Source organism: Tissierella praeacuta (assembly GCF_040396155.1).
In the GTDB taxonomy this organism is placed as follows: Bacteria; Bacillota; Clostridia; order Tissierellales; family Tissierellaceae; genus Tissierella; species Tissierella praeacuta_A.
Genome location: NZ_JBEBOY010000004.1, coordinates 69,713 through 87,819, shown reverse-complemented (window position 1 = coordinate 87,819; position 18,107 = coordinate 69,713). Strand labels below are relative to the sequence as shown.

19 protein-coding genes are annotated in these 18,107 nt (G+C 32.7%); all 19 read right to left on the bottom strand.

Annotated elements, in window-relative coordinates:
* Positions 1 to 91: 91 nt before the first annotated feature.
* The 19 genes from spoIID to wecB all read right to left on the bottom strand — a co-directional run bounded on the left by spoIID (position 92) and on the right by wecB (position 17,993).
* Positions 92 to 1,132, bottom strand: a complete 1,041-nt coding sequence (gene spoIID / locus ABWP20_RS03400; protein WP_353093751.1) for a stage II sporulation protein D — start codon at positions 1,130 to 1,132, stop codon at positions 92 to 94.
* Positions 1,133 to 1,376: 244 nt separating this feature from the next.
* On the bottom strand, positions 1,377 to 2,639 hold the full coding sequence (murA, locus tag ABWP20_RS03395) for a UDP-N-acetylglucosamine 1-carboxyvinyltransferase (RefSeq protein WP_353093750.1): 1,263 nt from the start codon (positions 2,637 to 2,639) through the stop codon (positions 1,377 to 1,379).
* Positions 2,640 to 2,657: 18 nt separating this feature from the next.
* Positions 2,658 to 3,455, bottom strand: coding sequence for a YwmB family TATA-box binding protein (locus ABWP20_RS03390; RefSeq protein ID WP_353093748.1), 798 nt, complete (start codon positions 3,453 to 3,455; stop codon positions 2,658 to 2,660).
* Between the two features lie 140 nt (positions 3,456 to 3,595).
* Positions 3,596 to 4,003, bottom strand: a complete 408-nt coding sequence (gene atpC, locus ABWP20_RS03385) for an ATP synthase F1 subunit epsilon (protein WP_353093746.1) — start codon at positions 4,001 to 4,003, stop codon at positions 3,596 to 3,598.
* A gap of 2 nt (positions 4,004 to 4,005) precedes the next feature.
* The gene (gene atpD, locus ABWP20_RS03380; RefSeq protein ID WP_353093744.1) at positions 4,006 to 5,403 is read right to left on the bottom strand and encodes a F0F1 ATP synthase subunit beta; all 1,398 of its coding nucleotides are present in this window, start codon (positions 5,401 to 5,403) and stop codon (positions 4,006 to 4,008) included.
* 19 nt (positions 5,404 to 5,422) lie between these two features.
* The gene (gene atpG / locus ABWP20_RS03375; RefSeq protein ID WP_353093742.1) at positions 5,423 to 6,280 is read right to left on the bottom strand and encodes an ATP synthase F1 subunit gamma; all 858 of its coding nucleotides are present in this window, start codon (positions 6,278 to 6,280) and stop codon (positions 5,423 to 5,425) included.
* A 43-nt stretch (positions 6,281 to 6,323) separates the two neighbouring features.
* Positions 6,324 to 7,829, bottom strand: coding sequence for a F0F1 ATP synthase subunit alpha (atpA, locus tag ABWP20_RS03370; RefSeq protein WP_353093740.1), 1,506 nt, complete (start codon positions 7,827 to 7,829; stop codon positions 6,324 to 6,326).
* 19 nt (positions 7,830 to 7,848) lie between these two features.
* Entirely contained in the window at positions 7,849 to 8,391 is a 543-nt protein-coding gene (locus tag ABWP20_RS03365; protein WP_353093738.1) for a F0F1 ATP synthase subunit delta, read from the bottom strand.
* A complete protein-coding gene (atpF, locus tag ABWP20_RS03360) occupies positions 8,379 to 8,888 on the bottom strand; it encodes a F0F1 ATP synthase subunit B (protein ID WP_353093736.1) in 510 nt (169 codons plus the stop codon). The genes ABWP20_RS03365 and atpF overlap by 13 nt, the downstream gene beginning before the upstream one ends.
* A gap of 53 nt (positions 8,889 to 8,941) precedes the next feature.
* Entirely contained in the window at positions 8,942 to 9,238 is a 297-nt protein-coding gene (gene atpE / locus ABWP20_RS03355; protein ID WP_353093735.1) for an ATP synthase F0 subunit C, read from the bottom strand.
* 34 nt (positions 9,239 to 9,272) lie between these two features.
* Positions 9,273 to 9,953 (bottom strand): F0F1 ATP synthase subunit A, encoded by a 681-nt coding sequence (atpB, locus tag ABWP20_RS03350; RefSeq protein ID WP_353093733.1) that lies wholly within the window; start codon positions 9,951 to 9,953, stop codon positions 9,273 to 9,275.
* A 78-nt stretch (positions 9,954 to 10,031) separates the two neighbouring features.
* Positions 10,032 to 10,403 carry an ATP synthase subunit I gene (locus ABWP20_RS03345; RefSeq protein ID WP_353093731.1) on the bottom strand — a complete coding sequence of 124 codons (372 nt, stop codon included), beginning with the start codon at positions 10,401 to 10,403 and terminating at the stop codon, positions 10,032 to 10,034.
* 4 nt (positions 10,404 to 10,407) lie between these two features.
* A complete protein-coding gene (locus ABWP20_RS03340) occupies positions 10,408 to 10,635 on the bottom strand; it encodes an AtpZ/AtpI family protein (protein WP_353093729.1) in 228 nt (75 codons plus the stop codon).
* A gap of 444 nt (positions 10,636 to 11,079) precedes the next feature.
* A complete protein-coding gene (locus ABWP20_RS03335; RefSeq protein ID WP_353093727.1) occupies positions 11,080 to 12,429 on the bottom strand; it encodes a short-chain fatty acid transporter in 1,350 nt (449 codons plus the stop codon).
* A gap of 88 nt (positions 12,430 to 12,517) precedes the next feature.
* Positions 12,518 to 13,168, bottom strand: a complete 651-nt coding sequence (locus tag ABWP20_RS03330; protein WP_353093725.1) for a CoA transferase subunit B — start codon at positions 13,166 to 13,168, stop codon at positions 12,518 to 12,520.
* On the bottom strand, positions 13,168 to 13,824 hold the full coding sequence (gene atoD / locus ABWP20_RS03325; RefSeq protein WP_353093723.1) for an acetate CoA-transferase subunit alpha: 657 nt from the start codon (positions 13,822 to 13,824) through the stop codon (positions 13,168 to 13,170). The genes ABWP20_RS03330 and atoD overlap by 1 nt, the downstream gene beginning before the upstream one ends.
* 42 nt (positions 13,825 to 13,866) lie before the next feature.
* Positions 13,867 to 15,045 carry an acetyl-CoA C-acetyltransferase gene (locus tag ABWP20_RS03320; protein WP_353093721.1) on the bottom strand — a complete coding sequence of 393 codons (1,179 nt, stop codon included), beginning with the start codon at positions 15,043 to 15,045 and terminating at the stop codon, positions 13,867 to 13,869.
* A 295-nt stretch (positions 15,046 to 15,340) separates the two neighbouring features.
* The gene (locus tag ABWP20_RS03315; RefSeq protein ID WP_353093719.1) at positions 15,341 to 16,729 is read right to left on the bottom strand and encodes a sigma-54 interaction domain-containing protein; all 1,389 of its coding nucleotides are present in this window, start codon (positions 16,727 to 16,729) and stop codon (positions 15,341 to 15,343) included.
* A 142-nt stretch (positions 16,730 to 16,871) separates the two neighbouring features.
* Positions 16,872 to 17,993, bottom strand: a complete 1,122-nt coding sequence (gene wecB / locus ABWP20_RS03310) for a non-hydrolyzing UDP-N-acetylglucosamine 2-epimerase (RefSeq protein ID WP_353093717.1) — start codon at positions 17,991 to 17,993, stop codon at positions 16,872 to 16,874.
* Positions 17,994 to 18,107: the final 114 nt, after the last annotated feature.

Sequence of the window (18,107 nt, the reverse complement as noted above, 5' to 3'; positions counted from 1 at the left end):
ACATACAAAAAAATTACGCTTTTTTGCGTAATTTTTTATAAAATATTTTCAGGCTTAAATGATCTAAATAATCTGAGCATAAATATATTTTTTAATTACTTATTTCTTTTATCTCAATACCTGTATAATAATGTTTAAGTATTTCCTCAAATGTACTTCCATTTTTCCCCATTCCATTAGCTCCCCATTGACTCATACCTACGCCATGACCAGATCCATATGTTTCTATTTCTATAATATTTAATCTCTTATCTAAGGATATAGTAAAATTAGTGGAATTTAAACTAAGTAAATCCCTTAAATCTCTTCCATCCATTATAATTTGGTCTATGGCAACCTTTTTTACTCTTCCTGTCATTGTCCTCTCTATTAGTTTAATTTTCTCATGAAGATTATCTTTATTTATACTAGTATCTGGATATTTAGCTTTTATCTTTTCAATAAATTCATCTGTAGTTAAAGTAATAGTATTTTTAAACTTAGGTGCTTCTTCTTCATATGGACTAGACACAGATTTTAGATAAGGTACTTCTACAGCAAATACATCTTGCACATCTTCCGTTCTACCTCCTGAAGTAGAGTGATATAAAGGCTCTACAATTTGTCCATTATAAAAAATCCCCAAATTTCTAGTAGAATTTACAGCATCCTCAATTTTAGTCCAATATTTCTCTACCCAAGCGTCACCATGAATTTCTTTAAGTTGAGAAAGGGATAAATATGCTTGACAGTGAATACCATTACAAAGAGGAGCGGACAAGTGACTAGGATGCCCATCTTTGTATTTTATACTTCTACTAATTGCATAGGTTCTAGCAGCTACTGCCTGAGCCTTTAATGCCTCCATGTGAAATTCTGCCGGCATCTCTGCCGCAACTACACCTTTTACATACTCTTCTATATTAATATCATCTGCCTTATCATTCTTTGCATCATAAATTTTTACCGTTTCATATAAATAATTGGTCTCCGTAGGTACCTCCTCTTTTATAACCACCGGTTCTTCTGGCTCTAAGGTCTCTCCTTGAGCAGTGCTTCCTTTAGGTACAAATTTAAAAGTCTTAACAATAACCGTAGGTAATAATATAGTTATTATCAAGACTGTACAAATGTAAGCTCCTAATCTCTTCATCTTCTCCCCCTCTTTGCCTTTAGTATGTAATATAATATGCGACTAATTGAAGCATTATGCTTTAACTATTCGTATATTATATAGTGAAGAGTGGAAAATGCTTTAAAAACAGTGAATAACTAATATATAAAACAAAAAATAAAATAACCAATAGCTGAAAAGAAAAAATCTCTTTCCTACTATTAGTTATTCGTTATCAAGCAAGCAAAGCTTGCCTATATTATTCACTTTTAGTTATTTACTATTACTTATTCACTGTTTTTCTATATATAATTGCTCCTAATTTTGTAAATTTCTCCTCTATACTGTCATATCCTCTATCTATATGATAAATATTATCAATTTCAGTAGTTCCTTCAGATACTAAACCTGCTAATACTAAAGCAGCTCCAGCTCTTAAATCAGATGCTTTTACTGGTGCTGATGTTAGATTATCTACGCCTTGTATAATTGCTGACCTACCATCTATTTTTATATCTGCACCCATCCTCTTTAATTCATCAACATGCATAAATCTGTTTTCAAAAACTGTTTCTATACATACAGAAGTTCCTTTACAAATACTCATAAGCGCCATAAATTGTGCTTGCATATCTGTAGGAAATCCTGGATAAGGCATGGTTTTTACATCTATCGCTTTTAAATCCTTAGTACCAATAACCCTAACTGAATCACCATTTTCAATTACTTTGCATCCCACTTCTTTAAGCTTTGCTATTACTGGCTTTATATGAGATGTTATAACATTTTCTACTATTATATCTCCCTTACTAATAGCAGCTGCCACCATAAAGGTGCCTGCTTCTATTCTGTCAGGAATAATTGAATGGACTCCTCCACCTAATTTCTTTACTCCTCTAATTCTAATAGTTGATGTTCCAGCACCTTTAATATCTGCTCCAAGCTTATTTAAAAAGCTAGCTAAATCCACTATCTCTGGCTCCATAGCTGCATTATCTAATATTGTCTCGCCTTCGGCTAATACTGCTGCCATCATTATATTTTCTGTTGCTCCAACAGAAGGAAAGTCTAAGTAAATTTTATCACCTATTAATTTATCTGCATATGCACTAATATTTCCATGGTCTACATCTATAGTTGCTCCTAGAGCTTTAAATCCTTTTAAATGTAAATCTATTGGTCTAGTACCTATGGCACAACCACCTGGTAAAGAATTTTTAGTTTTACCTAACCTTGTTAGCAATGGTCCCATAACTAAAAATGATGCTCTCATTTTACTCATTAATTCATATTTTGTTTCATAATTATTAATATTAGCTGAGTTAATCTTTATAATACCCTTATCTAAATGCTGAACTTTAGCCCCTAAAGACATAAGTACTTCACATATTACCTCTACATCTTTTAAATTTGGCACATCTTCTAAGATTATGTCTTCTGTTCCAAGTAAAGAAGCTGCCAATATAGGAAGTGCTGAATTCTTCGCGCCAGATATTCTCACTCTTCCCTTTAGTGGAGGGCTCTTTTCCACCATTATTTTCTCCAAGCAAATCTCCTCCTAATTTTAATATCCAGTGGTAATAATAGGTGTTCCTATCCAAATATAATTTTTATTTTCATATTCATTATACCTTATTGCTAGATTTAAGTTAACTTTTTTTTCACCAGAAAATATGAAACTTTCTATAAGGGGTGTATAGACTGTATAGCTAAAAATTGATGTATCTACATATTCTTCTACAACTTTTCCTTTAATCTTTTTCATTGCTTTAGCTACTGTTTTAGTCAATGCCTTTGTTTCTAAATCACCTTCAATTGTTCCTATTACACAAGTGGTGATTTCTAAAGATTTTCCATAATCTTTAAATATATTTTCTATCTTCTCTATTATACCATTAATACTAAAATTTTGCTCCTTTTTTCTTAAGTTAATAAAGAGGGTAGTTTCCCCATTATTTGTATCAGAACTTAGATAAGATGAGATTACTATAGTTATTGGATTTTCATGTACATCGTATCCATAAATTGACATATGATTAAATCCATCTTCATAAATAGTTTCTTTATAAAATTGTCCGCCATTACTTTCTATATCAGCGTTAATGTCTTCATTAATATCTGCTTCTTCTCCAATTATTTCTAAAGAGTCCTTAACCTTTTCCCCTAGAGATTCAATTTCTTCCTTAGATATAAATTCATCAATTATTACGCCTCCCATATTAAGGTCCCCTTCAAGAAACTCACCATTAAATTCTTTTAATATGGTTTCCAAGATATCCTTCTCACTATGTCTTTTTCCTGCCATTGTAAGTGTTGGTATTAATAATGATAATATAATTGCAAATAAAATAATTTTTTTCATTTATACCCCTCCTTGAATCCTTGAAATTTAAGGAAAGGTACTTTCTTAAAAATGTAAAGGGGGACAAAACATTTAAATAAAGAAAGTACCCTCTTCCTATGATAAAAGTATTACCATAGTTGGGTACTTTTTATACCTATTTATTCATCAAATTTTTTTAAATTTGAAACCTCTAATCTATTTATTGCCCGTCTAAGTGCTAATTCTGCCCGTTCTATATCTATATTATCTTTCCCGCTTTTTAATAAATTTTCCGCTCTTTCTTTAGCTGCCTTGGCTCTATCTTTATCTATCTCATGGGGCCATTCAGCAGCCTCTGTTACTATAGTAGTTTTATTATCTACTACTGAAACATATCCATCTACTAAAGCAGCCACTTTTTCTTGGCCTTCTTGGAATATTCTCACCATTCCTATTTTAAGAGGTGTTGTAATAGGTGCTCTTCCTTCTAGAATAGCCATATCACCTTCTATACCTCTAACTATAACCATTTCTACTTCATCTGAAAAAAACGGTTTATCGGGGGTTACTATATCCAAATGAAACATAATTAACCCTCCATCTCTTTAGCTTTTTGTACCGCTTCATCAATAGTACCTACAAATAAGAAGGCCGATTCTGGTAAATCATCATGTTTTCCTTCAAGGATTTCTTTAAATCCTCTAACTGTTTCTTTAATTGGTACATATTTACCTTTCATTCCAGTAAATTGTTCTGCAACAGTAAATGGTTGAGATAAGAATCTTTGAATCTTTCTAGCTCGTGCAACTATAAGTCTATCATCATCTGAAAGCTCATCTATTCCTAGAATAGCTATTATATCTTGAAGATCTTTATATCTTTGAAGAATCTCTTGCACTTGTCTTGCTACTTCATAATGTTCCTTACCAACTACTTCAGGATCTAGAATTCTAGAAGTTGAGTCCAATGGGTCAACCGCTGGATAAATACCAAGCTCAGAAATCTGACGTGATAATACTGTAGTAGCGTCTAAGTGAGCAAAGGTAGTAGCAGGAGCCGGGTCAGTTAAGTCATCTGCTGGTACATATACTGCTTGAACAGAAGTAATGGAGCCTTTCTTAGTTGAAGTAATTCTCTCCTGTAAAGCACCCATTTCTGTAGCTAAAGTTGGTTGATACCCTACAGCTGAAGGCATTCTACCTAATAGAGCAGATACTTCTGAACCTGCCTGTGTAAACCTAAATATATTGTCTATAAATAGTAACACGTCTTGACCTTCTTGATCTCTAAAGTACTCTGCCATAGTAAGTCCAGTTAAAGCTACTCTCATTCTAGCTCCAGGGGGCTCATTCATTTGACCAAATACTAATGCTGTCTTATCTATTACTCCAGATTCAATCATTTCATAGTATAGGTCATTACCTTCTCTAGTTCTTTCCCCTACACCAGTAAAAACAGATAAGCCACCATGTTGTGTTGCAATGTTATTTATTAACTCTTGGATAAGTACTGTTTTGCCTACTCCAGCACCACCAAATAAACCTACCTTACCACCTTTAGAATATGGTGCAATAAGGTCTACTACTTTGATCCCCGTTTCAAATATTTCCTTAGAAGTTTCCTGTTCTTCAAAGGATGGAGCTGGTCTATGGATAGGTGAAGTTTGTTTTGCTTTAACTTCTCCCTTACCATCAATGGCTTCACCTAATACATTGAAAAGTCTTCCCAAGGTCTCTTTACCTACAGGAACAGCAATAGACTTTCCAGTATTTGTAGCCTCCATCCCTCTTACAAGTCCATCTGTTGAATCCATGGCAACGCATCTAACGGTGTCATCTCCAACGTGCTGAGCTACTTCTACAATTAATTTCTTTTCATTCATATCTATTTCAATAGCATTTAATAGCTCTGGTAGGCTATCTTCATTAAATCGAATATCAACTACAGGGCCTATAACTTGAACAATTTTTCCTTTTGTCTTTTCCATTTGCCCTCTCCTTTCATACTTACTTTAGAGCATCGGCACCTGAGACAATCTCAGATATTTCCATAGTAATTGCCGCTTGTCTTGCCCTATTATAGCTGATGTTAAGTTCATCAATCATTTCCTCAGCATTATCTGTAGCAGCCTCCATGGCCACCCTTCTAGCTGCCTGCTCGCTAGAAGAAGATTCTATTAGGGCTCCATAGATAGTACTTTGTATATATTTTGGAATTAAAAACTCAAGAACTTCTTCAGTTGAAGGTTCAAATTCAGTGACAGTCCTTCTTTCACCTGAACCTTCTCGGACTTCCGTAGAAGGAAGTAATCTTAAAATCCCAGGTTCTTGAGAAATAGTTCCTAAAAATTTAGTATAAATTATATTTATTTCATCAACGACCTTGTCTTTATATAATTCCAGTGCCATATTACCAATTTTTCTGGCATCAGAGAACTCTGGTTCCTCAACTATTCCAACAAATTCACCTATTACATCATAGGATCTTTTCTTAAAATAATCCCTTGCCTTAGTTCCTACTGTAATGATTTTAGCATCTTTATTAGCTTCCTTTATCTTATTCTCTGCTAATCTAATTACGCTTGCATTATACCCTCCTGCAAGTCCTCTATCAGCAGCTATTACAATATATAAAGAAGATTTAACCTCCCTAGTATCTAATAAGGGATGTTTCATTCGTCCTGTAGTAGCTAAAATATCCTGGATATTACTAAGAACAGTATTATAATATGGTCTAGATTTTTCCAATCTCTCTCTGGCACGTTTCAACTTTGCTGATGAAACTAATTCCATAGCCTTGGTAATCTGTCTTGTATTGCTAATTCCTTTTATACGTCTTTTAATATCTCTTGTTGTTTCAGCCAAGATTTACACCACCTTAAATCAATTGACATTTGCCAATTGATAATTATTGAAAGTTCTTTTTAAATTCAGTAATAGCCACTACTATTCTTTCTGCATTTTCATCTGTTAAGTCTTTTGTTGTTTTTATGCTTTCTAATATATCAGGATAATTATTATCCACAAACTGTAAGAATTCTTTTTCAAAAATAGATACTTTATTCACAGGTATATCTGAAAGATGTTTATTAAGTGCAGCATAAAGTATAACTACTTGATGCTCAACAGATACTGGACTATATTGAGGTTGTTTTAAAATTTCAAGCATTCTAACACCTTGGTCAAGTATTGACTTAGTTTCTTTATCTAACTCGGAACCAAATTGAGCAAATGCAGCTAACTCACGATATTGAGCTAACTCTAATTTAATCCTTCCTGCAACTTTTTTCATAGCTTTAATTTGTGCAGAACCCCCAACTCTAGAAACAGAAAGTCCTGAGTTTATAGCTGGTCTTTGACCAGCAAAGAAAAGGTCTGTCTCTAAGAAAATCTGCCCATCAGTAATAGAAATAACATTTGTTGGAATATATGCAGATATATCTCCAGCTAAAGTTTCTATAATAGGTAATGCAGTAATAGATCCGCCGCCATATTTTTCATCTAATTTTGCTGCTCTCTCAAGAAGTCTTGAGTGAAGATAGAATACATCTCCTGGAAAAGCTTCTCTTCCTGGTGGACGTCTTAATAATAGTGACATAGCTCTATATGCAATAGCATGTTTAGATAAATCATCATATACAATTAAAACATCTTTACCATTGTCCATAAATTCCTCACCTATGGTTACACCAGCATAAGGAGCAATATATTGTAATGGCGCTAATTCACTAGCTGTAGAGGATACTACTATTGTATAATCCATAGCTCCTCGTTTCTCAAGGGTATCAACTATTTGAGCTACAGTTGACCTTTTTTGTCCTATGGCTACATATATACAAATTACATCCTGACCTTTTTGATTGATTATTGTATCAAGGGCAATGGCAGTCTTACCTGTTTGCCTATCTCCGATTATAAGTTCCCTTTGGCCTCTACCAATTGGGATCATGGAGTCTATTGCTTTGATACCTGTTTGTAAAGGTTGGTTAACACTTTTTCTTGTAATAACCCCTGGAGCGATTTTCTCAATAGGGCTAAATTTAGTAGTGTTTATAGCTCCCTTACCATCAATTGGTTGACCAAGAGCGTTAACAACTCTACCTATCATAGCATCCCCAACTGGAACTTCTATAATTCTACCAGTTCTCTTTACTGTATCTCCTTCTTTTATCTTATCATCAGAACCTAAAAGAACACAACCAACATTGTCCTCCTCCAAGTTCATAGCCATACCAAATACCTCTCCTGGAAATTCTATAAGTTCTCCAGCCATACATCCTTCTAGTCCATGTATTCTAGCGATACCATCTCCTACTTGAATAACAGTACCTACATCTACCATATCTAAAGTTTTTTCATATCTTTTAATCTGTTCCTTAATAATGGAACCTATTTCTTCTGGTCTTAACTCCATTTCCTCACCTCACTCCTACCTAATTAGTTGCACTACTAATTGTTTTACCTATGGCTTCCAACTGACCTTTTACTGTACCATCTAGCTCTTTATTTTGAAGTTTAAGTAATACTCCACCTAGAATTGTAGTATCAACTTCATTAGTAAGCTGAATTTTCTTTCCTAACTTATTAGATAAAACTGTTTGAAGTTTTCCCTTAGATTTCTCCTCCATAGGTACTGCTGTTATAGCAACAACTTTAATTATATTTTCGTGTTCATTAAATAATTCTTTATATCTATCTACTATATTTAAAATATGGCCTTCACGCCTTTTATCTATAAGGATATATAAAAAATTAATTATCTCTTGAGATACACTATTTCCGAAAATTTTATCTATTAAATCTCTTTTTTCAACTCTATTAATCTTTGGATGTTGTAATATTTGAAGTAATTTCTCTTCTCCTTCAAATACATCCTTTAAAAGATCTACTTCTTTATTAAATTCATTAATCTTCTTTAAATCCAATCCAGCTTCAAAAAGGGCTAAAGCGTATCTATTACTAACTAATTCTGCCATTTTGAGCTACCTACCTCATCAATAAATTTATCGATTAAGTTTTTCTGTTTATCCATTTTAATCTCTTCTTCCATAATCCTAGAAGCGATTAAAACAGCCATTTCGCCAGCTTGGGATTTAATGTCTTGAAAAGCAATCTCTTTTTCACGAGTTATTTCTCGTCTAGCCCTTGATACTATACTTTCAGCCTCTTTTCTAGCTTCTGCCAAGATATCTTCTTTCAATTCTTCTCCACGCTTTCTAGCTGATTCAATGATTTCTTGACTTTCCTTTTTAGCAAGACTAATCTTTGACTCATAATCGTCTCTTAAATTTATAGCTTCCTCTTTTAAAGATTTAGCTCCATCAATATCCGATTGAATCTTTGCCTTCCTATCATTTAAAAATTGTGAAACTGGTTTATATAAGAAATGTCTAAGAAACAAGTAGAGCAACAGTAAAGCCGCCCAAGATAAAATCATAGATGAAAATTCTGGCAAGGCTCTAACTACGAACATAAACTAACCTCCTTAGCCTTAGATTCCCCCTTTAGGGGTATTAACATCAGATATTATAATAATCCTTGTTGTTTTAAATTCAAATAAGCTGTTAATAATGGTCTAACGAATAATAGGATTATGGCAATAACCAATCCATAAATACCTGTTGTCTCTGCTACGGCTTGACCTAAAAGCATAGTTGAAGTAATATCACCTTTGGCTTCTGGTTGTCTACCTACTGCTGCTGCACCATGACCTGCTGCATGACCTTGACCTATTCCAGGTCCTATACCTGCTATCATAGCTAAACCAGCACCTATTGCTGAACATCCTAATATAAAAGCTTCACTTGTTATTCCTTGTAACATTTAATTTCCTCCTCCCAAATTTTAAAAAAATATTTTACTCTGCTTCTGCTTGACCACCTATGAATATCATAGATAGCATGATAAAAATAAATGTTTGCAACAATCCAGAGAATACGTCAAAATAAGCATGTAATGGCGCTGCAACAATTGGTGCAAAATACCCTAATGCTTGGTAAAGTAATCCCATAATAATACCGCCACTCATAATATTACCAAAAAGACGGAATGACAACGAAATAGGATTGGCTAATTCACCAATTACATTTAAGGGAGTTAAGAATGCCATAGGCTCTGCAAATCCCTTTAGGTATCCAAAAATACCACCAGCATTTCTAAAGCTCCAATACTGTGTTAAAACAAAAGTAACTAAAGCTAAAGAAAATGTAACAGAATAATCTGATGTAGGTGGTGAAAAACCTAGTAGTCCAAATAAATTGGCTACTGCTAAGAATAATGCTAATGTTAAAATATAGGGTACAAACTTAATATTTTGTGGTCCCATAGTTGATTTAACTAAATCCTCTATCGATTCCACTATTAGCTCTACAACATTTAGGAAATTCGACGGTACTTCATCAGTACGAGCTTTCTTGATTTTACTATTAACTATAAAAGCAAATATAATTAATAGTAATGTAACTACCCACATATTGACAATAGTGTCAGGTATAATAATTTCCTTTCCAAATATTTTTAGCAATAATTCCAAATACATCCCTCCTTTCATCATTGAATATAATATATTACTTTCCCATGAATTCCTAAATGCAATATATAATTAATTATTAATTAATTATCTGTTAAAATCTTTATCAAATATTCCTGACCCTATTATTACAAATTTAACCATGAAGAGTCCTAAAACAGCTGCAAAAAAATTCAAATAATCTGCTAAAATTGCTACGGATAGTACAACAAAGTATATTAAGTATCTTAACATATAATGTACAACAGAATAAGCAGTGGCTTTATCTGGTGGCATTTCTACAGCCCTATTTATAGTATTATGAAGTAATTTAAATCCTAATATACTGATTATTGCTCCAAATACATATCCAAGTATAACTGGTTTAGGTTCCTTAAATATAAAAAAAGAAATTCCAATGATAAATAAGGATAATATACACACTCTTTTAGCTACTTTAAATACTAAATCATTATTCATCTGTTCACTCCTTCTTATTGCCTTTTATTTTAGCTAATTTAAATATATTTAGAAAACCTGCACCAACACCCAGAATGATAAATATAATTGAAAAGATACCATTCATGCCTAATTTTTTATCAATAAATTGACCCAAGTACACACCAATTAAAATAGGTGTTATAACTGAAAAACCAATTTGACTTATTAATGCTAGGCCTTGTAAGGTATCTTTATAGTTTTTGTTTCTCATATTATCACTCCATTGAAACATATTTGTTTCTCTAGTATGTTATAATTATAACATAAATATATGCCCTTCTAAATAATTTTTGAAATACTAATTAAAATTATATAAAATTTTGACAAAATATGCAAGTAATTTAGTGCAATATTGCAAAAATTACTATGTTTAAATTTTCCAACATAGAAAATAAAAACATTAGAAAGACTTAAATTTTTCTTTCAATGATATTACAAATCATATAAACCCCATTATATACACTAAAATCATTGACCAAATCTAAACAAAAGATAAGGACATTTTTTGATTTCTATACTATGATTAAATCTCATGTGGTTTCTCATCATAAATTAATCATACTAAAAAACAGGCCTTAGAGCAAATGCCTTTGGACCTGTTTTTTAATATAAAATATTTTTTTGTAATAATTTAATCTTTGTATTTATTCCTATATTATAAGATTAAAAACGCTAATGATATTATTATTCCCGAGTAAATTAAATCTATTAAGCAGTATCCCATAATGTCCCTAGCGCCAAGTCCTGCAATACCTAAAGCTGGTAATGCCCAAAATGGCTGAATCATATTAGTCCAAGCATCTCCCCAAGAAATAGCAAGGCCTGTTTTAGCAGCTGATACTCCTAATTCTAATCCAGCAGGCATCATAATTGGAGCTTGTACCGCCCACTGACCTCCACCTGAAGGTACAAAGAAATTCACTATACCTGCACTCCAAAAAGTATATAATGGAAAAGTTCTAGCAGTTGAAATACTTACAAACCAATTTGATATCACTGATCCTAATGATATACCATCAATATTATTTCCAGTCATCATACCCATAATTCCTGCATAAAATGGAAATTGAAGAATAATACCTGACGCACCTTTAACAGCCTCTCCAATAGCATGTATAAATCTTCTTGGTGTCCTATGGAACAATATACCAAATGTAAGGAATATTAAATTTACAATATTTAAGTTTAAATCAAATCCTTTTTCAATAAAATACATTACTATATAAACCATAGATATTGCAAATATAATAAGATTAATAACTTTACTATTCTCCATTTTATCAGCAGGTGTATCATTTTTATTAAATAATTCATCGTCTTCATTTTCAATTAATTTACTTTTATCAACAACAATAGTATTCTTTTTATCTGGATGCATTGCTTTATTAATAAGAGGTAATGTAAATATCAACACAAAGGATATAATTAAATTAAGCGGAGAAAATATGGTTTGTGATGTTGATATTGTTTCCGTAACTGCTCCTGCTGTCTGTGCAGCATTAGCAGCTGCATCAGTTGCTAAGGTCAAAGGAATAGAGGCGGATATACCTCCATGCCACACTAAAAATCCTGAATAAGCAGATGCAATCAACAATCTATAATCTACATCATCTACTTGTCTTGCTAACTCCTTAGACAATAATGCCCCAATAACTAATCCAAATCCCCAGTTAATCCAGCATCCTATTGCTGAAATAAAGGAAACCAATATAATTGCTTGAGTTGGAGTTTTTGCAATTCCTGCTAATTTTCTCAATAGCTTTTTAATTGGTGCTGAACTAGCTAAAGTATGTCCAGTTACTAATACCAAAACCATTTGCATACTAAAAGCTAATAAACTCCATACTCCAGTTCCCCAATGCCCAATCATTTCAATAATTCCTTGCCCTGTGAATATTACTCCTAATAGTAATGTAAGAATTGTAAGAAAAATTGCAAATATAAAAGCGTCCGGCAAATACTTTTGAACCATTGTTACACAAGCATTAGTAAACTTTTTAAACATAAAAAAAGACCCCCTTTATAATAGTTTAGAAAAAAATAAGAAACTATTGCCGTAGTATAGTACTACAGCAAGTAGTTTCTATTAAATATTAAATTTCCATTTTTATTAAATTTTCAACAATTATTAATTTAGCTTCTGTAGCAGCCTGTACTTCTTCTACAGTATACTCTGGATTAATTTCTTTTAATACTAATCCTTTATCAGTTACTTCTATAACTCCCATTTCTGTAATAATGAGATTTACCTCTCCTGCAGCCGTTAATGGAAGGTTACATTCTTTCAATATTTTATGGTTACCCTTTACAGTATGTTCCATAGCAACTATTACTTTTTTAGCACCTGTTACTAAGTCCATAGCTCCGCCCATGCCTGGTACCATTTTTCCTGGTATCATCCAGTTAGCAAGGTTACCCTTTTCGTCTACTTGAAGTGCTCCAAGAACTGTCATATCAACATGACCTCCACGGATAATACCAAAGGATGTAGCAGAATCAAAGAATATACCTCCTGGTAAAATAGTTACACTTTGCCCACCTGCATTTACTATATAAGGATCTTCTTTACCTTCTTCTGGAGCAGGTCCAAGACCTATAAATCCATTTTCTGATTGGAAAAATACATTCATGTTTTCAGGTACATAGTTAGCTACCATAGTTGGTAATCCAATACCAAGGTTAACTACGTCTCCATCTTTTAGTTCTTTAGCTACACGTTTAGCAATGAATTGTTTCTTATCCATTATTTGTCACCCCCATTAACGATATAGTCTACAAATATACCTGCAGTAACAACACTATTAGGATCAATTTCTCCAACTTCTACAACTTTCTCAGCTTCAACTATTACCATATCTGCAGCAGTAGCCATAAGTGTATTAAAGTTTCTTGTTGAACCATAGTAAACAATATTACCATATTTATCTACAGTATCTCCAGCTATTAAGGCTACATCTGCCCTAAGTGGTTTTTCAAGAAGATATGTCTTTCCATCGATATCTATTTTTTCTTTTCCTTCTTCAACTATGGTGCCTACACCTGTTGGTGTTAAAAATCCACCAAGTCCTGCTCCCCCTGCCCTTACTTGTTCAGCAAGAGTTCCTTGAGGCACTAATATTACTTCCATTTCGCCAGAATTCATTTGATTCCCTGTTTCACGGTTTGTACCAACATGGGAAGCTATTAGCTTTTTAATTTGTTTATTTACTACTAACTTACCTGAACCTATTTCCGGAAAACCAGAATCATTACAAATCAATGTTAAATCTTTAACACCCTTTTGCACAAGAGCGTCAATTAATCTGTGTGGTGACCCACATCCTAAGAAGCCACCAATCATAATAGTCATGCCATCTTTAATATGATCTATAGCTTCATCAATAGATACAACTTTATTCATATGACAACCCCCTTTATTTAGTGAAAAACTAAGTTAAACATATTAGCGTTTAACTATCATGGCAATTCCTTGCCCTCCACCTATGCATAGAGTAGCTAAACCATTTTTAGCATCTCGTTTTGCCATTTCATGTAATAATGAAACCAATATTCTAGCGCCTGAAGCTCCTATTGGATGACCTAAAGCTATGGCACCGCCATTTACATTAGTTTTCTCTGTATCAAGGTTAAGATCCTTAATAACGGATAATGCTTGGGCAGCAAAGGCTTCATTTGCTTCTATTAGATCTAAATCTTCAACTTTCATATTAATCTTATCTAAAGCTTTTCTTGTAGCTGGAATAGGTCCAGTTCCCATAACAGATGGATCTACACCTGCTGAAGCATAAGACACAATAGTAGCTAATGGAGTAATTCCTAGCTCTTCTGCCTTCTCTTTACTCATTATAACTAGAGCAGCAGCTCCATCATTGATCCCTGAAGCATTTCCAGCAGTTACTGTTCCGTCTTTCTTAAATGCTGGTCTAAGTTTTCCTAAATTTTCAATTGTAGTACCAAATTTAGGATATTCATCTGTATCTACTAGAATTGGGTCTCCTTTTCTTTGAGGAACTTCAACAGTAACTATTTCATCCTTAAATCTTCCACTTTTTATAGCTTCTTCTGCTTTATTTTGACTTCCTAATGCTAATTTATCTTGATCTTCACGAGTAAAACCATATTTTTCTGCAACATTCTCTGCTGTAATACCCATGTGATAATCATTGAAAATATCCCATAATCCATCTTTCACCATATAGTCTTCTATTTTACCATCGCCCATTCTTTGACCCCATCTAGCGCTTTTCAATAGATATGGTGCCTGACTCATATTTTCTGTACCACCAGCTACTACTATATCTGATTCTCCGGCTAAAATAGCTTGAGCTGCTAATGCAACGGTTTTAAGCCCTGAGCCACAAACTTTATTAATTGTAAAAGAAGGTACTTCTACAGGAATACCTGCATGCACTGATACTTGTCTGGCTACATTTTGTCCCAATCCTGCTTGCAATACATTGCCAAAAATAACCTCATCCACCATATTTGGCTCTACCTTAGCTCTTTTTAATGCTTCCTTAACTACTACTGTACCAAGTTGTACAGCAGAAACATCTTTAAATTTACCACCAAATGACCCAATAGGTGTCCTCACTGCTGAAGCAATAATAACTTCTCTCATTTTTTATACCTCCTATAATTTATATTTGTTAAATCAATTTATACTTATAGCCTTTTTAACGTCACCACAATAAATATATTAGCAATTTTCATGCCAACTTTTATATAAGACGTTTTATTGGCCATAATGTCGTAATTAGCTGATTTATAGAATATGGTATTTAATATATGATTTATTAATATAGCACTATAATTAAATAATGTAGATAATTAGATACATTATTCTTGTTTTTATATAATAATTTTGTATCTAAATTTATACACACCAACAAAAATTGTATATTTTAAGCTACATTTCACTTGTCCATTTTATATTTATCAATCTTTTTATATAAAGCAGTCCTATGTATTCCTAGTTTTTCGGCAGCTAACGACTTATTCCCTTTAGTAAGTATAAGAGCTTTTCTTATGGCTTCTATTTCAGCCTCTACAACAATATCCTTTAACAAAGGTATATTATTAATTTCCCCATCTCCCATAGTATAAACAGCCTTATCTATAAGTCTTTCTGGCAGATGGTCTGGTAAAATAATCTTACCTGATGAAAGATTAATAGCTCTCTCTAATACATTCCTTAATTCTCTTACATTACCTGGCCAATCATATGATTTAAAAATTCTTATGGTTTCTTTATCTATCTTTTTTTCTCCTAATCTCATCTCTTTAAGTAAATAAGATAATATATTTTGACTTAGAGACTCTATATCTTCTATTCTATCACGAAGTGGGGGAATTTCTATGGTTATTACATTTAATCTATAATATAAATCCTCTCTAAATTTTCCTTTTCTTATTGCTTCTTCTATATTTTCATTAGTTGCCGCTATAACTCTAGCATCAAATGCAATCTTTTTATTACCTCCAACCCTTTCAAACTCCTTAGATTCTAAAACCCTAAGGATTTTTGCCTGCATCTCCAATGGCATATCTCCGATTTCATCTAAAAAAAGAGTCCCTCCACTAGCAAGCTCAAACTTTCCTACCTTTCCCTCTTTTCTAGCCCCTGTAAAGGCTCCCCTATCATATCCAAATAATTCTGACTCCAATAAATCCTTTGGAATTGCAGCACAATTAATGGCTATGAAAGCCTCTCCTTTCCTATAACTAGCTCTATGAATTGCATGGGCAAATAATTCCTTACCTGTTCCAGATTCTCCTGTAATAAGTACAGTTGAATTTGTTTCTGCAGCCATACTGCCGACTTTTTTTAAATATTCCATCTTTGGGTTTTGAGTAATTATACTGTCGAAGGAATATTTACTGCCTTCAATTCTTTCAATTTCACCCTTATATTTATTTATTTTTGATTGCAAATCAAGGAGTTGGTGAGCCAACTCCTTTACTTCGCTGATATCCTTAAAAAGCACTGTGCCAACGGCTCCAATTACCTTCCCTTGTTTAATTATTGGGATACGGTTTGTAATCATATCATGACCTTGTATCCTTTGAACATCTCTTAATTCCTTTATGCCTGTTTTAACTACAATATGCATGCGGGTATTCTCTATAATTCCTTCAACATATTTTCCTATTACTTCTTCTTCTTTTATGCCTAAAAGCTTTTCATAATTCATCTTAACTATTTTACCTTCTGGGTCGACTAATACATACCCTTCATATGCATAGTTTAAAACATCTTCAAGCATTCCGAAACTATCCCTAAGTTCAGCTAATTTATCAACCAAAGCAATCAACCCCTTTTTTCAATTAACAATTTTCAAATAACAATTAAAACATCAAAATATTAAAAACTAAGATATATCATAACTTCAATATGCTCTATAGGAATAAAATTAGTGATCTAAGGGTTTCATTGTTTAAATATTGTTATTTGTTCTCTGTTAATTGTGAATTGATTATAATATCTACTATCCTTTCACTTGCCTTTCCATCTCCATAGGGATTTACGGCATTTGCCATTTTATTATATTCATCTCTATTGGATAATAGAAGTTTAAGTTCATTAAATACATTTTCATACTTAGTACCTAATAACTTTGCAGTACCTGCCTCTATACCCTCTGGTCTTTCTGTTTCTTCTCTGACTACAAGTACAGGCTTTCCAAAAGTAGGAGCCTCCTCTTGAATTCCTCCAGAGTCTGTAACAACTAAATGTACCTTTGACATAAGATTTGCCATAGGCTCATAATCCAATGGTTCTATTAAATGTATTCTATCATCTTTACTCAATACTTTACTGGCAATTTCTCGTACTTTTGGATTTAGATGCATTGGAAAAACCAACTCTACATCTTCATATTTATCTACTATATCCTTAACTGCAGTAAATATATTTTCCATAGGCTTACCGATATTCTCTCTTCTATGACATGTAAGCAATATTACCCTTTTATTCTTATAATCTAATTTATTTAATAAATCTACATCAAATATGTAATCTTCCTTAATAGCATATTTTAAAGCATCTATTACAGTATTACCTGTAATAAATATATTTTCCTCCGGATAATCTTCCCTAAGCAAGTTTTGTCTATTTCTCTCTGTAGGAGCAAAATGAAAATCTGTAAGTATTCCCGTTAATTTTCTATTAGCTTCCTCTGGATATGGAGAATATAAGTTTCCACTACGAAGTCCTGCCTCTACATGTCCAATTTTTACTTTTTGATAAAATGCAGCCAAAGCCCCTGCAAAAACTGTAGTAGTATCTCCTTGAACCAATAATACATCTGGTTTTTCTTTTATAATAACTTCTTCTAAACCTTCTAAAGCCCTTGTTGTAATATCAGTTAGGGTTTGTCCCGGTTTAAAGATATTTAAATCATAGTCTGGTTTTATATCAAATAAATTTAGCACTTGATCTAACATGTCTCTATGTTGAGCAGTTATACATATAACAGATTCAATTCCTTCCCTTTTCTCTAACTCTTTAACTATTGGAGCCATTTTTATACCTTCTGGTCTAGTACCAAAAACAGTCATTATCTTCAACTCTATCATCCTTTCATCAATTAACAATATTAGCAATTGTAGTTAATGATTAACATTAAAGGTCACTTACGCAATTTAGAAATATTTAAAATTTCTAAAAGAATATTGACCTTT

What these genes read in the sequence shown, in the direction of transcription:
- spoIID (WP_353093751.1), bottom strand. Translation starts at nt 1,132, where the DNA reads ATGAAGAGATTAGGAGCTTACATTTGTACAGTCTTGATAATAACTATA.
- ABWP20_RS03390 (WP_353093748.1), bottom strand. Translation starts at nt 3,455, where the DNA reads ATGAAAAAAATTATTTTATTTGCAATTATATTATCATTATTAATACCA.
- atpC (WP_353093746.1), bottom strand. Translation starts at nt 4,003, where the DNA reads ATGTTTCATTTGGATATAGTAACCCCCGATAAACCGTTTTTTTCAGAT.
- atpD (WP_353093744.1), bottom strand. Translation starts at nt 5,403, where the DNA reads ATGGAAAAGACAAAAGGAAAAATTGTTCAAGTTATAGGCCCTGTAGTT.
- atpA (WP_353093740.1), bottom strand. Translation starts at nt 7,829, where the DNA reads ATGGAGTTAAGACCAGAAGAAATAGGTTCCATTATTAAGGAACAGATT.
- ABWP20_RS03365 (WP_353093738.1), bottom strand. Translation starts at nt 8,391, where the DNA reads ATGGCAGAATTAGTTAGTAATAGATACGCTTTAGCCCTTTTTGAAGCT.
- atpF (WP_353093736.1), bottom strand. Translation starts at nt 8,888, where the DNA reads ATGTTCGTAGTTAGAGCCTTGCCAGAATTTTCATCTATGATTTTATCT.
- atpE (WP_353093735.1), bottom strand. Translation starts at nt 9,238, where the DNA reads ATGTTACAAGGAATAACAAGTGAAGCTTTTATATTAGGATGTTCAGCA.
- atpB (WP_353093733.1), bottom strand. Translation starts at nt 9,953, where the DNA reads ATGTATTTGGAATTATTGCTAAAAATATTTGGAAAGGAAATTATTATA.
- ABWP20_RS03345 (WP_353093731.1), bottom strand. Translation starts at nt 10,403, where the DNA reads ATGAATAATGATTTAGTATTTAAAGTAGCTAAAAGAGTGTGTATATTA.
- ABWP20_RS03340 (WP_353093729.1), bottom strand. Translation starts at nt 10,635, where the DNA reads ATGAGAAACAAAAACTATAAAGATACCTTACAAGGCCTAGCATTAATA.
- ABWP20_RS03335 (WP_353093727.1), bottom strand. Translation starts at nt 12,429, where the DNA reads ATGTTTAAAAAGTTTACTAATGCTTGTGTAACAATGGTTCAAAAGTAT.
- ABWP20_RS03330 (WP_353093725.1), bottom strand. Translation starts at nt 13,168, where the DNA reads ATGGATAAGAAACAATTCATTGCTAAACGTGTAGCTAAAGAACTAAAA.
- atoD (WP_353093723.1), bottom strand. Translation starts at nt 13,824, where the DNA reads ATGAATAAAGTTGTATCTATTGATGAAGCTATAGATCATATTAAAGAT.
- ABWP20_RS03320 (WP_353093721.1), bottom strand. Translation starts at nt 15,045, where the DNA reads ATGAGAGAAGTTATTATTGCTTCAGCAGTGAGGACACCTATTGGGTCA.